Annotated in this window: 11 protein-coding genes and 1 pseudogene; all 12 read left to right on the top strand. The window is 70.5% G+C overall.

Annotation, left to right across the window (positions count from 1 at the left end):
• Positions 1–301 (top strand): annotated as a pseudogene (locus HMPREF0058_RS10530) (shikimate dehydrogenase); the annotation flags it as partial.
• 56 nt (positions 302–357) lie between these two features.
• A complete protein-coding gene (gene aroC, locus HMPREF0058_RS10525; RefSeq protein WP_006549779.1) occupies positions 358–1,578 on the top strand; it encodes a chorismate synthase in 1,221 nt (406 codons plus the stop codon).
• Positions 1,572–3,347 carry a 3-dehydroquinate synthase gene (gene aroB / locus HMPREF0058_RS10520; RefSeq protein WP_006549778.1) on the top strand — a complete coding sequence of 592 codons (1,776 nt, stop codon included), beginning with the start codon at positions 1,572–1,574 and terminating at the stop codon, positions 3,345–3,347. Before aroC ends, aroB begins: the two co-directional genes overlap by 7 nt.
• Positions 3,344–3,916 carry a shikimate kinase gene (locus HMPREF0058_RS10515; protein WP_050765693.1) on the top strand — a complete coding sequence of 191 codons (573 nt, stop codon included), beginning with the start codon at positions 3,344–3,346 and terminating at the stop codon, positions 3,914–3,916. The genes aroB and HMPREF0058_RS10515 overlap by 4 nt, the downstream gene beginning before the upstream one ends.
• A 30-nt stretch (positions 3,917–3,946) precedes the next feature.
• A complete protein-coding gene (efp, locus tag HMPREF0058_RS10510; protein ID WP_006549776.1) occupies positions 3,947–4,510 on the top strand; it encodes an elongation factor P in 564 nt (187 codons plus the stop codon).
• Between the two features lie 5 nt (positions 4,511–4,515).
• Positions 4,516–4,983, top strand: coding sequence for a transcription antitermination factor NusB (nusB, locus tag HMPREF0058_RS10505; protein WP_006549775.1), 468 nt, complete (start codon positions 4,516–4,518; stop codon positions 4,981–4,983).
• Positions 4,984–5,118: 135 nt separating this feature from the next.
• Positions 5,119–5,694, top strand: a complete 576-nt coding sequence (gene pyrR, locus HMPREF0058_RS10500; RefSeq protein ID WP_006549774.1) for a bifunctional pyr operon transcriptional regulator/uracil phosphoribosyltransferase PyrR — start codon at positions 5,119–5,121, stop codon at positions 5,692–5,694.
• Positions 5,691–6,677, top strand: a complete 987-nt coding sequence (locus HMPREF0058_RS10495; RefSeq protein ID WP_006549773.1) for an aspartate carbamoyltransferase catalytic subunit — start codon at positions 5,691–5,693, stop codon at positions 6,675–6,677. Before pyrR ends, HMPREF0058_RS10495 begins: the two co-directional genes overlap by 4 nt.
• Complete coding sequence (locus HMPREF0058_RS10490; RefSeq protein WP_006549772.1) at positions 6,674–7,987, top strand: dihydroorotase; 1,314 nt, start codon at positions 6,674–6,676, stop codon at positions 7,985–7,987. The genes HMPREF0058_RS10495 and HMPREF0058_RS10490 overlap by 4 nt, the downstream gene beginning before the upstream one ends.
• A 4-nt stretch (positions 7,988–7,991) precedes the next feature.
• Entirely contained in the window at positions 7,992–9,191 is a 1,200-nt protein-coding gene (gene carA / locus HMPREF0058_RS10485; RefSeq protein ID WP_006549771.1) for a glutamine-hydrolyzing carbamoyl-phosphate synthase small subunit, read from the top strand.
• A gap of 1 nt (position 9,192) precedes the next feature.
• On the top strand, positions 9,193–12,516 hold the full coding sequence (carB, locus tag HMPREF0058_RS10480) for a carbamoyl-phosphate synthase large subunit (protein WP_006549770.1): 3,324 nt from the start codon (positions 9,193–9,195) through the stop codon (positions 12,514–12,516).
• Positions 12,513–13,281 (top strand): orotidine-5'-phosphate decarboxylase (pyrF, locus tag HMPREF0058_RS10475; protein ID WP_006549769.1); only part of this gene is annotated, 769 nt, incomplete at its 3' end. The genes carB and pyrF, both read left to right, overlap by 4 nt.

Genomic DNA, 13,281 nt, shown 5'->3' with positions numbered 1-13,281 from the left:
CGCCGGTGCGCAGCTGGCGGTGTCCACCCTGCCGGCTGGCGCGGCGGACGCGCTCGTGCCTGCGCTGCGCCGGGTCGCTGGATCGCGCTCGGCGCTGGAGCAGGCCACGCTGCTCGACGTCGTCTATGACCCGTGGCCGACTGCCCTGGCTGCTGCCTGGCAGGAGGCCGGGGGAGTGGTGGCTCCGGGCTGGCTCATGCTGCTCCACCAGGCCGTGCCGCAGGTGCGACTCATGACCGGTCACCTTCCGGATGCGCAGGTCATGCGTCGCGCCGTCCTCCAGGCGCTGTCCGCCCGGTAGACCCGTGCGCTGAGACCCCGGCCGACGGCGTCGGTGGCGTGTGGGAAGATGGCGTCATGCTGCGATGGACGACTGCCGGTGAGTCACACGGCCAGGCCCTGACCGCCCTGCTAGAAGGCGTGCCGGCGGGTGTGGAGATTACGAGCGAGCAGATCAGTCGCGCGCTGGCACGCCGGCGCCTCGGGCACGGACGCGGTGCCCGTCAGGCCTTCGAGGCTGACGCCCTGACGATCCTGGGCGGCGTGCGCCACGGGCGCACGATCGGCTCGCCGGTGGCGCTGCAGATCGGCAACTCCGAGTGGCCCAAGTGGTCGGTGGTGATGAGCCCCGACCCGGTGGACCCGGCCGCGCTGCTCGTGGACGCCGGCACTGGGGACGAGCGCGAGATCGCGCGCAACCGGCCCCTGACCCGGCCCAGGCCCGGGCACGCAGACCTGTCCGGCATCCTCAAGTACGACCTTCCTGACGCCCGTCCGGTCCTGGAGCGGGCCTCGGCCCGCGAGACGGCTGCCAGGGTCGCCCTGGGTGCGGTGGCCAGCGCGCTGGCGGAGCAGGTGGCCGGTATCCAGCTGGTCAGCCACGTGGTGCGTGTGGGCTCCGTGGCCCTGCCCGACGACGCCGCCCGCCCGACCCCGCAGGACGAGGCACGGCTGAGCGCGGACCCGGTGCGGTGCACGGACCCGCAGGTCAGCGCCCGGATGGTGGCCGAGATCGACGCCGCCAAGAAGTCTGCAGACACGCTGGGCGGCGTCGTCGAGGTCGTGGCTACCGGGGTGCCAGTGGGCCTGGGGAGCTACGTCGAGGCCGAGCGGCGGCTCGACGCCCGTCTGGCCAGCGCCCTCATGGGCATCCAGGCGGTCAAGGGCGTCGAGATCGGTGACGGTTTCGCCGAGGCCGCCCGGCGCGGAAGCGCAGCCCACGACGAGATCCTCGCGGTCAGCTCCGGCCGGCTGGAGCGTGCCTCTAACCGGGCCGGCGGCATCGAGGGCGGCATCTCCAACGGCGCCGATATCGTGGTGCGGGCCGCCTACAAGCCCATCTCGACCGTGCCCCGCGCGCTGCGCACGATTGACCTGGCTGACGGCTCGGCGGCCACGGGCCTGCACCAGCGATCGGATACCACCGCCGTCGTGCCTGGGGCCGTCATTGCCGAGGCCATGGTCGCGCTGGTGCTCGCTCAGGCCCTGCTGGAGAAGACCGGAGGGGACAGCGTGTCAGAGGCCAGGCGTAACCTGGAGTCCTACCTCGCTCGTGTGTCAGAGAGGACCCAGTGGTGAAGTACCAGCCCCGCATCAACACTGACATCCTGCCCATCATCCTCGTCGGCCTGCCCGGTGCGGGAAAGACCACGGTGGCGCGTCAGCTCGCCGTCGCCCTCGGGGTCCAGGTCACTGACACCGACGCCGAGATCCGCCGTCGTGCTCGCGCCACGATTCCCGAGATCTTCGCCGCCGAGGGTGAGCAGGGCTTCCGCGATCGGGAGACCCGCACCCTGCGCCACGTGCTGACCTCCCCGGCGGCGGCCCAGGGCGTGGTGGCACTGGGCGGGGGAGCGGTGCTGCGCGAGGAGAACCGCCGCATGCTCACGGGCCGGCTCGTGATCCACCTGGCGGCTGAGCCCGCGACGGCGGCCGCCCACGTCGGTGACGGTACCGGTCGGCCGCTGATGAGGCCGGCAGGATCGAGCTCGGACGACGAGGACCTGCTGGCCAATCCCATGCTCGCGCGCATGGAGGAGCTCCATCGCGCCCGTCACCACCTGTACGAGGAGGTGGCGGCCCACACCGTGTCCACCGACGGCCTGAGCCCGGAGCAGATCACCTCGCAGATCCTCGCGCTGCTGCGCAAGGTTGAGCCCGCTGGCGCCGGTGCCGCATCAGGCCAGGTTGGCGAGGTGCCGACCCGCACCCCGGTAGCGGTCCCGATCGGCGCGCCTGACGAGCACGGCAAGGTACGCATCCGTGTGGGCGGGGCCCGTCCCTACCACGTGGTCATTGGTCACGAGCTGTCAGCCGACGTCGTCCAGGGCGTTGGCAAGGCTCCTGGAGGGGGCGCGGGCGGCGTGGCGCTCATCCACGCGGACTCGGTAGCCCGGGTGGCCCGACGCTATGAGGCAGCGCTCACCGAGGCGGGCCTGCGCACGAGCGTCATCGAGGTCCCCGGTGGTGAGGCCTCGAAGAACGCCGAGACCCTCTCAAGCCTGTGGGAGGCCCTGGGAGGGGCAGGGATCGGGCGCGACGGCGTCGTGGTCGCTGTGGGCGGCGGAGCGACGACGGACCTGGCTGGCATGGCCGCAGCGACCTGGTTGCGGGGCATCCCGGTGGTCCAGGTGCCTACGAGCCTGCTGGCGATGGTGGACGCGGCCGTGGGCGGCAAGACGGGTATTGACACGGCCGCCGGCAAGAACCTCGTCGGTGCCTTCCACAGCCCAGCCTCGGTCCTGTGCGACCTGGGGAGCCTGGAGACCCTGCCGCAGGCCGAGCTGCGTGCGGGTCTGGGCGAGGTCGTCAAGTGCGGGCTCATGGCTGACCCGGTCATCATCGAGCGGGTCCTGGCCGCTGGTGAGGAGCTGACGCGCTGGAGCGGTTCTGCCCTGGCCGAGCTCGTGGCGCGCTCGGTGGCCGTCAAGGCGGGAGTCGTCGGCCAGGACCTGAGGGAGTCCGGCCTGCGCGAGGTGCTGAACTACGGTCACACCTACGCCCACGCGATCGAGACCGTGACGCACTACCAGTGGCGTCACGGCGAGGCCGTGGCCGTGGGCTGCCTCTACGCTGCCGAGGTGGCCAGGGGCATGGGGATGATGGACGATGAGCTGGTTCGCCTGCACCGTGAGGCCTTTGCCAGCGCCGGGCTGCCGCTGGCCTTCCCCCAGGGGCAAGGACGATGGGAGGAGATGGTGGCGGTGATGCGCCGGGACAAGAAGGTCCGCGCTGGTCGTATCCGCATGGTGCTCCTCGATGCCTTGGCCCACCCGGTGCGAGGCGTGGAGCCTGAGGACTGCGTGCTGGAGGCGGCCCACGAGGCCGTCACGAGGCCGGCGTCATGAACCAGCCTCGTGACGGCGGTGAGCGGACCGTCGCGGTCATCCTCCTGGGCCCACCCGGATCGGGCTGCACAAGCGTGGGGGCAGCCCTGGCTGCCCAGCGCGGCGGCAGGTCTATCGACCTGGCCCAGCGCGTGGCGCAGCACCTGGGCGTGGCTGAGGCCAGCGCCCTGGTCGCCGTGGGGGAGGAGCGCTACCGCGAGGTGGAGGCGGCGGTGGCCGTCCAGACCCTGCAGGCCTTGGAGGACGGCGACGTCGTGGCGCTGGGCTCGGGGTGCCTGGGGCGCGCCGAGGTGGGTGCGGCACTAGCCGGCGCCCGCCAGCGCGGTGCGCGGGTGGTGGCGCTGACGGCCTCCGTACGCCGCCTGGCCTACCGCAACGGGCTGGATGCTCCGCGCTCGGTGGCCCTGGGCAACGTCAACCACGTCTTCACCCAGATGCTTCACGAGCGCGATGCGCAGTGCCAGGCTCTGGCCGATGGTGTCATCGACACCACGCACACCAGTGCCCAGGAGGTGGCCCAGGCCCTGTCCTCGCTCCCGCAGAGGCGCGATAGACTGGCAGGCGTCTGACTTTCGCCCCCAACAGTGAGGAACCCACTCGTGGCAACGACGAACGACCTGAAGAACGGCCTTGTGCTCAACATCGAGGGCCAGCTGTGGCAGGTGGTCGAGTTCCAGCACGTCAAGCCTGGCAAGGGCCCGGCCTTCGTGCGCACGAAGCTGAAGAACGTCCTGAGCGGCAAGACCGTGGACCGCACCTTCAACGCCGGCATCAAGGTTGAGACCGCGACGGTCGACCGCCGCGACATGCAGTACTCCTACAAGGACGGCGACGACTTCGTCTTCATGGACGTCAAGACCTACGAGCAGACCTACGTGCCTGCTGACACGGTCGGCGAGGCCGCGACCTACATGCTCGAGGGTCAGGACGTCATCGTCGCCTTCCACGAGGACTCGGTGCTCTTCGTCGAGCTCCCGGCGGCGGTCGTGCTGACCATCTCCCACACCGAGCCCGGCCTGCAGGGTGACCGCTCCTCGGCGGGCACCAAGCCGGCCACCCTGGAGACCGGCGCCGAGATCCAGGTGCCGCTCTTCCTCAACGAGGGTGACAAGGTCAAGGTCGACACCCGTAGCGGCGACTACATCTCCCGCGTCACCGACTGATCGGTATGACTGACTCCGCACGGATCAAGCACACCGTCACCGCCCGGACCAAGGCGCGCCGGCGGGCTATCGAGATCCTCTTCGAGGCCGACCAGCGCGGCCTGCTGCGGGCGGGCGAGGCGGCTGAGAACCTGCGCGCCCTGGCAGCCGAGCGGGCCGTCCACTCCGCCAACCACACCGAGGCTCCCGCCTACACGCGTGAGATCCTCACGGGCGTGGCGGACCACCTGGAGCAGATCGACGAGCACATCGAGACCTACTCCCAGGGGTGGAGCCTGACTCGTATGCCGGCGGTGGACCGGGCGATCGCCCGCGTGACCACCTGGGAGATCGTCTATAACGACGACGTCGACGTGCCGGTTGCCCTTGACGAGGCCCAGACCTTGGCCAAGATGCTCTCAACCGACGACTCCCCTCGCTACCTCGGTGGCGTCCTGGGGCGGATCGGGGACCTGGCTGACACGCTGCGCTGAGCGCCTCCAACGTGACCTTCGCCGCGCGCCTGATCTGGAGTCAGGCGCGCGGCGAGCTGGGTGGTGGGACTACGATTGAGGCGTCCGACATCCTTGAAGCCCGTCCAGTGAGGCGGGGAAGGAGGTCCACGCACCGTGGCCAGCACGCAGTCCACTGGGAAGCAGATCCTCGGCGAGGCCGAGATCGCGCGCTCCCTCGTTCGTATCGCTCACGAGATCGTTGAGCGCAACCGGGGAGTCGACGACGTCCTCCTCCTCGGTATCCCCTCCGGCGGCGTCCCGCTGGCCAGGCGGCTGGCTTCCGCGCTGGCCACCGCCGTGGGCGCGGACCGTCGTGAGGTCCCCGTCGGCACCCTCGACATCACGATGTACCGCGACGACCTGGGTCGTCACCCCATCCGCGTCCCTCAGCCCACCCTCATTCCCGGTGGCACGCTGGAGGGACGCACGGTCATCCTGGTCGATGACGTCCTCTACTCCGGGCGCACCATCCGCGCCGCCCTGGACGCCCTGGGCTCGATCGGACGCGCGGCCGCGGTCCAGCTCGCGGTCCTCGTGGACCGCGGCCACCGGGAGCTGCCGATCCGGGCGGACTACGTGGGCAAGAACCTGCCGACCTCGCGCACCGAGAAGGTCGTCGTCTCCCTGACTGAGCTCGGAGCCGACGCCGACGCCGTCACGATCGCCGGCGGGAACGAGGAGGCACGATGAAGCACCTGCTCAGCGCCAAGGATCTGTCCCACGACGAGGCCGTCATGGTCCTGGACACCGCCGAGGCCATGGCCGCCACCCAGCGTCACGCCGTCAAGAAGCTGCCCACGCTGCGGGGCAAGACCGTGGTCAACCTCTTCTTCGAGGACTCCACCCGTACCCGCCTGTCCTTCGAGGCAGCCGCCAAGCGCCTGAGCGCTGATGTCATCAGCTTCTCCGCCAAGGGCTCCTCGGTCTCCAAGGGGGAGTCCCTCAAGGATACGGCCCAGACGATCATGGCGATGGGTGCTGACGCCGTCGTCATCCGCCACAGCGCCGACGGCGCCGCTCACCTGCTGGCGCACGCGGGCTGGATCAACGTTCCTGTCCTCAACGCCGGCGACGGCAAGCACCAGCACCCCACCCAGGCGCTGCTGGACGCCATGACCCTGCGCCGCTGGTACGACCCTTGCGGTGAGCGCTCCGATGGCTCGCCCGCGCCCCAGGGACGGGACCTGGCCGGAGCTAAGGTCGTCATCGTGGGCGACGTGCTGCACTCGCGCGTGGCCCGCTCCAACGTGGACCTGCTCACCACGCTCGGCGCCCAGGTCACCCTCGTGGCCCCGCCGACCCTCCTGCCGGTGGGCATGGAGGGCTGGCCCTGCGAGGTCTCCTACGACCTGGACGCCACGATCGAGCAGGTGCGTCCCGACGCCGTCATGATGCTGCGGGTTCAGCGCGAGCGCATGAGCGCCGCCGGCGGCGGCTACTTCCCCAGCCCTGCGGAGTACTCCCACTCTTACGGCCTGAACCTGGCACGACGCTCGGCGATGCCCGAGCACGCCATCGTCATGCACCCGGGCCCGATGAACCGGGGCCTGGAGATCACCGCCGAGGCTGCCGACGATCCGCGCTCACGCGTGATCGAGCAGGTTGGCAACGGCGTGTCAGTGCGGATGGCAGCCCTCTACCTGCTCCTGGCCGACGAAGGGAACCAGCTGTGACCTCCTCCCACCTCCTGACCGGTGTCCGCCCCTACGGCGAGGACCCGACGGACATCCTCATCGCTGACGGCCAGATCGCGGCCCTCGGGCCCGAGGCAGCCTCGCAGGCGCCGTCAGGCACCCAGCGCCATGACCTGGAGGGCCTGGTGGCGCTGCCGGGCCTGGTCGACCTGCACACCCACCTGCGCGAGCCAGGCGGCGAGAGCGCCGAAACCGTCTTCTCCGGCACCCGTGCCGCGGCCGTAGGCGGTTACACGGCTGTCTTCGCCATGGCCAACACCCACCCGGTCCAGGACAACGCCGGGGTGGTCGAGCAGGTCCTGCGGCTCGGGCGCGAGGCCGGGTGGGTCGACGTCCACCCGGTGGGAGCCGTCTCCCAGGGGCTGGAGGGCAAGCACCTGAGCGAGATGGGTGCCATGGCGCACTCCGCCGCCCGCGTGCGGGTCTTCTCCGACGACGGCAAGTGCGTGTCCGACCCGGTCCTCATGCGCCGGGCGCTGGAGTACGTCAAGGCCTTCGACGGCGTCATCGCCCAGCACTCTCAGGACCCGCGGCTGACCGAGGGCTCCCAGATGCACGAGGGCGCGGTCAGCGCCGAGCTCGGGCTGCGAGGCTGGCCGGCCGTGGCGGAGGAGTCGATCATCGCCCGTGACGTGCTCCTGGCCGAGCACGTGGGCTCGCGCCTGCACGTGTGCCACCTGTCGACCGCCGGCAGCGTGGACCTGGTGCGCTGGGCCAAGGGCCGCGGCATCCAGGTCACCGCCGAGGTCACCCCGCACCACCTGCTGCTCACCGACGAGCTGGCCCGCAGCTACTCGCCGCTGTACAAGGTCAACCCGCCCCTGCGCACGGCCGAGGACGTCGAGGCCGTGCGCCAGGCCCTGGCGGACGGGACCATCGACGTCGTGGGCACCGACCACGCTCCCCACCCCCTGGAGTCCAAGGACTGCGAGTGGCAGGCCGGCGCCTTCGGCATGACCGGGCTGGAGACGGCCCTGCCGGTGCTGATCGAGACGATGGTCTCCACCGGCCGGATGAGCTGGCGGGACCTGGCCCGGGCCATGTCCACCGTACCGGCGCTCATCGGGCGCCTGCGCGACCAGGGTCAGGGCCTGAGCGTGGGCGCCAGCGCCAACATCACCGTCGTCGACCCCAGCGTGCGCCGCCTGGTCGACCCGCGCGCCCAGTGGACCGCCTCAACCAACACGCCCTACGCCGGCATGGAGCTGCCTGGACAGGTCATCGCGACCTTCCTGCACGGCCGCCCCACGGTACTCGGCGGCGCCCCGACCGCGACACAGGAGGACTGAAGAGATGAGTGAACGCAGCAGTGACCGCGGTACCGCCCTGCTGGTGCTGGAGGACGGCTACGTCCTGCGCGGCCGTTCCTACGGCGCCACCGGGCGCACGGTGGGGGAGATCGTCTTCAACACCGGGATGACCGGGTACCAGGAGACCCTCACCGACCCCTCCTACCACCGCCAGATCGTGGTCCAGACCGCACCGCACATCGGCAACACGGGCGTCAACGACGAGGACCCGGAGTCCTCGCGCATCTGGGTGGCCGGCTACGTCGTACGCGAGCCTGCGCGCCGTGCCTCCAGCTGGCGCTCCCGGCGCGAGCTGGAGGACGAGCTGGTCAACCAGGACGTGGTCGGTCTGTGCGAGGTCGACACCCGTGCGCTGACCCGCCACCTTCGTGAGCGCGGCGCCATGCGCGCCGGCATCTTCTCCGGTGACGCCCTGCCGGCAGGGGCTGACGACGCCGGCGGCCCCTCGGCCGCAGCCGTCCAGATCTGCCTGGAGGCGGTGCGCAGCGCCCCCCAGATGGCCGGCGCAGCCCTGGCCGCTGAGGTGACCACGCCGCAGGGCTACGTGGTCGAGCCCAGCGGCGAGTTCGCCGGGCGCGAGCCGGTGGCGGTCGTGGCCGCCATCGACCTGGGTATCAAGAACCGCACGCCCTGGCAGCTGGCCGAGCGCGGTGTGCGTGTCCACGTCCTGCCCCAGTCCACCACCCTGGACCAGGTCCTGGCTCTTCACCCGGACGGCGTCTTCTTCTCCAACGGGCCGGGGGACCCGGGCACGGCCGACCGCGAGGTCGAGCTGCTGCGCGGTGTGCTCGACGCCGGCCTGCCCTTCTTCGGCATCTGCCTGGGCAACCAGGTCTTTGGCCGGGCGCTGGGCTACGGGACCTACAAGCTGGGCTACGGCCACCGCGGGGTCAACCAGCCGGTCCTGGACCGGGCGACGGGCAAGGTGGAGATCACGGCCCACAACCACGGCTTCGCCGTCGACGCCCCGGTGGAGGAGCCGAGCCTGGCGCCCTACGACGGCGGGCGCTACGGACGGGTCGAGGTCAGCCACGTCGGCCTCAACGATGGTGTGGTTGAGGGCCTGCGAGCCCTGGACCTGCCGGCCTTCTCCGTCCAGTACCACCCTGAGGCTGCTGCCGGGCCGCACGACGGCGAGCACCTGTTTGACCGCTTCGTGCGCCTGATGAAGGAGGCTCGCTGACATGCCCCGCCGCGACGACATCCGCTCCGTCCTGGTCATCGGCTCCGGCCCGATCGTCATCGGGCAGGCCTGCGAGTTCGACTACTCTGGCACCCAGGCCTGCCGCGTGCTGCGTGGTGAGGGCATCCGGGTCATCCTGGTCAACTCCAACCCGGCCACGATCATGACCGATCCTGATATCGCTGACGCCACCTACGTCGAGCCGATTACCACCGAGGTGCTCACCACCATCATCGAGCGGGAGCGCCCTGACGCCCTCCTGCCCACGCTGGGTGGCCAGACCGCCCTCAACGCCGCCATGAGCCTGGTGGAGGCCGGCGTGCTGGACAAGTACGACGTCGAGCTCATCGGGGCCAACGCCGCGGCCATCAACGCCGGCGAGGACCGCGAGGAGTTCAAGAAGGTTGTCGAGCGCTGCGGGGCGGAGGTTGCCCGCTCCTGCATCGCGCACACCATGGCAGAGTGCCACGCGGGCGTTGAGGCCCTGGGCGGCTACCCGGTGGTGGTGCGTCCCTCCTTCACCATGGGCGGCCTGGGCTCAGGCGTGGCCTATGACGCCGAGGACCTGGAGCGCATCGCGGGCCAGGGCCTGGCTGCCTCACGCACCACCGAGGTACTCCTGGAGGAGTCCATCCTGGGCTGGAAGGAGTACGAGCTGGAGCTGATGCGGGACAAGGCGGACAACGTCGTGGTCGTGTGCTCCATCGAGAACGTCGACCCGGTGGGCGTGCACACCGGTGACTCGGTGACGGTGGCTCCGGCGCTGACGCTGACGGACCGCGAGCTCCAGCGCCTGCGTGACATCGGTATCGCCGTCATCCGTGAGGTCGGCGTGGACACCGGTGGCTGCAACATCCAGTTCGCCGTGGACCCGGCTACCGGGCGCGTCATCGTCATCGAGATGAACCCGCGTGTCTCGCGCTCCTCGGCGCTGGCCTCTAAGGCCACGGGCTTCCCCATCGCCAAGATCGCCGCGCGCCTGGCTGTGGGCTACACCTTGGACGAGATCCCCAACGACATCACCGGCTCGACCCCGGCCTCCTTCGAGCCCACGCTCGACTACGTGGTGGTCAAGGTCCCGCGCTTCGCCTTCGAGAAGTTCCGCGGCGCGGACCCGACGCTGACCACCACGATGAAGTCGGTGGGCGAGGCCATGGCCATCGGCCGTTCCTTCACCGAGGCGCTGCAGAAGGCTATGCGCTCGATCGACAAGAAGGGCACGGTCTTCCACTGGGACGGTCCCCGGCCCGATGCCAAGGCCACCGCCGCCCTCCTGGAGTCCATCCAGGTGCCCACCGAGCACCGTCTGCTGGAGCTCCAGCAGGCCATCCGCGGTGGCGCCACCCTGGACCAGCTCTTCGAGGTCACGAAGATCGACCCGTGGTTCCTGGACCAGATGATGCTTCTGCAGGAGGTGGCTGAGTCCGTCCAGCAGGCGCCGGCCCTGACCCGCGAGGTCCTGGCCCGGGCCAAGCGCCACGGCTTCTCCGACTCCCAGGTCGCAGCCCTGCGGGGCATCAGCGAGGACACGGTGCGCGAGGTTCGCCGGGCCTTCGGCCTGCGCCCGGTCTACAAGACCGTGGACACCTGCGCCGCTGAGTTCGCCGCGCGCACGCCCTACCACTACTCCTCCTACGACATGGAGACCGAGGTGGCCCCGCGCGAGCGTGAGGCGGTCATCATCCTGGGATCGGGCCCCAACCGCATTGGTCAGGGGATCGAGTTCGACTACTCCTGCGTCCACGCGACGATGGCCCTGGCTGAGCGGTACGAGACCGTCATGGTCAACTGCAACCCGGAGACCGTCTCGACCGACTACGACGTCTCGGACCGCCTGTACTTCGAGCCGCTGACCTTCGAGGACGTCATGGAGGTTTACGAGGCGGAGAAGGCAGCCGGCCCGGTGGCCGGCATGGTCGTCCAGCTGGGCGGGCAGACTCCGCTGAGCCTGGCGGCCCGGCTCAAGGCTGCCGGCGTGCCGATCCTGGGCACGAGCCCCGAGGCGATCGACGCCGCGGAGGACCGTCAGGTCTTCGGCGTGGTCCTGGAGAAGGCCGGACTGCCCGCCCCGGCTCATGGCACGGCGCGCAGTGACGACCAGACGCTGGCTGTGGCTGAGGGCATCGGCTACCCCGTCCTCGTGCGTCCCAGCTACGTGCTGGGCGGGCGCGGTATGGAGATCGTCTATGACCGCTCGGGCCTGGAGGACTACCTGGCCCGAGCCGGTGCGGAGAGCGGTGGCGCCTACGCCAACGGCCCCCTCCTCATCGACCGCTTCCTTGACGACGCTATCGAGATCGACGTCGACGCCCTCTACGACGGCCACGAGCTGTTCCTGGGCGGGGTCATGGAGCACATCGAGGAGGCCGGTATCCACTCCGGGGACTCGGCCTGCGTCCTGCCGCCGATGACGCTGTCGGACGCCGAGATCGCCAGGATCCGTCGCTCTACCGAGGCGATCGCCGCCGGGGTGGGCGTGCGGGGACTGCTCAACATCCAGTTCGCGCTCATGAGCGACACGCTCTACGTCATCGAGGCCAACCCGCGTGCCTCGCGTACGGTCCCCTTCGTCTCCAAGGCCACGGGCGTCCAGCTGGCCAAGGCGGCGGCGCTGCTCATGGCGGGGGAGTCGATCGCCTCACTCAAGGCCCAGGGCTACTTGCCGGCCGAGGACGCCTCCGTCACCGACCTGTTTGATCCGATCGCGGTCAAGGAGGCGGTCCTGCCCTTCAAGCGCTTCCGTACCCCGCAGGGCCGGGTGGTGGACACCGTGCTCGGACCGGAGATGCGCTCGACCGGCGAGGTCATGGGCTACGACGTCGACTTCCCGCGCGCCTTCGCCAAGTCCCAGGCGGGGGCCTACGGCGGGCTGCCGGACGAGGGCACCTTGTTCGTCTCGGTGGCTGATCGTGACAAGCGCGCGATCATCCTGCCGGTGGCACGTCTGGCCGAGCTCGGCTTCACCATCCTGGCCACCACCGGTACCGCCCAGGTCCTGCGACGCAACGGCATCCCGGCCACGCCCGTGCGCAAGCTGAGCGAGGGCGTGAGCAAGGACGGCGAGCAGACTATCGTGGGGCTGATCGAGTCCGGTGCGGTCGACATGGTGGTCAACACTCCCAAGGGCCAGGGAGCGCGCGCTGACGGCTACTCCATCCGCGCAGCGACGACGAGCGCCAACAAGCCGATGATCACCACCGTCCAGGAGCTGCAGGCAGCGGTCCAGGCGCTGGAGGCCCAGCTGCGCGGCCCCTTCAAGGTGCGCAGCCTCCAGGAGCACAACGCTGACCGCGCCGCTCGCCACGAGAGGAGTGAGCAGCGATGAGCCTGACTGACCACGCCGACCAGGACTTTCCCGGGATCCTGCCCTTTGGGGCCCGTCTGGCTGACGCCATGGACGATCTGGGCCCCCTGTGCGTGGGCATCGATCCGCATCCTGGCCTGCTCCAGGCCTGGGGCCTGGGCGACGACGTCGCGGGCCTGAGGGAGTTCTCCGCACGAGTGGTTGAGGCTCTGGGAGGGCGGGTGGCTGCGATCAAGCCGCAGTCGGCCTTCTTCGAGCGTCACGGCTCAGCCGGCGTCGCCGTGCTGGAGGAGACCCTGGCCGCCCTGCGACAGGTGGGGACGCTGGCTATCCTGGACGTCAAGCGTGGCGACATCGGCTCCACGATGGCTGGCTACGCACAGGCCTACCTGGCCGACGGCGCCCCGCTGGCGGCTGACGCGATCACCGTCTCGCCCTACCTGGGCCTGGGATCGCTGACGCCGGCCATCGAGCTGGCCCAGGCCACGGGACGTGGCCTGTTCGTCCTGGGCCTGACCTCGAACCCCGAGGGAGCCAGTGTCCAGCACGCACGTGACGAGCAGGGGCAGTCGGTCGCCGCAGGCGTGGTAACCGGCGTCGGGCAGCTCAACGCCGCGGCGCGGGCGGCAGGGACCTTGGGAAGCCTGGGCCTGGTGGTGGGTGCCACGATCGGTGACGCCGTCAGGCGCCTTGACCTGGACCTGGCCGCGGCCAATGCCCCCTTGCTCGCGCCGGGCGTGGGCGCCCAGGGCGCGGGGGCGGCGGAGCTGGAGGAGGTCTTCGGCC

This window comes from Actinomyces urogenitalis DSM 15434, from assembly GCF_000159035.1.
In the GTDB taxonomy this organism is placed as follows: Bacteria; Actinomycetota; Actinomycetes; order Actinomycetales; family Actinomycetaceae; genus Actinomyces; species Actinomyces urogenitalis.
The sequence above is the reverse complement of the archived record's forward strand: the minus strand, read 5'-3'. Positions and strand labels throughout refer to the sequence as shown.

Coding starts and splice junctions, on each gene's coding strand:
- aroC (WP_006549779.1), top strand. CDS start 358: ATGCTGCGATGGACGACTGCCGGTGAGTCACACGGCCAGGCCCTGACC.
- HMPREF0058_RS10515 (WP_050765693.1), top strand. CDS start 3,344: ATGAACCAGCCTCGTGACGGCGGTGAGCGGACCGTCGCGGTCATCCTC.
- nusB (WP_006549775.1), top strand. CDS start 4,516: ATGACTGACTCCGCACGGATCAAGCACACCGTCACCGCCCGGACCAAG.
- HMPREF0058_RS10495 (WP_006549773.1), top strand. CDS start 5,691: ATGAAGCACCTGCTCAGCGCCAAGGATCTGTCCCACGACGAGGCCGTC.
- carA (WP_006549771.1), top strand. CDS start 7,992: ATGAGTGAACGCAGCAGTGACCGCGGTACCGCCCTGCTGGTGCTGGAG.
- carB (WP_006549770.1), top strand. CDS start 9,193: ATGCCCCGCCGCGACGACATCCGCTCCGTCCTGGTCATCGGCTCCGGC.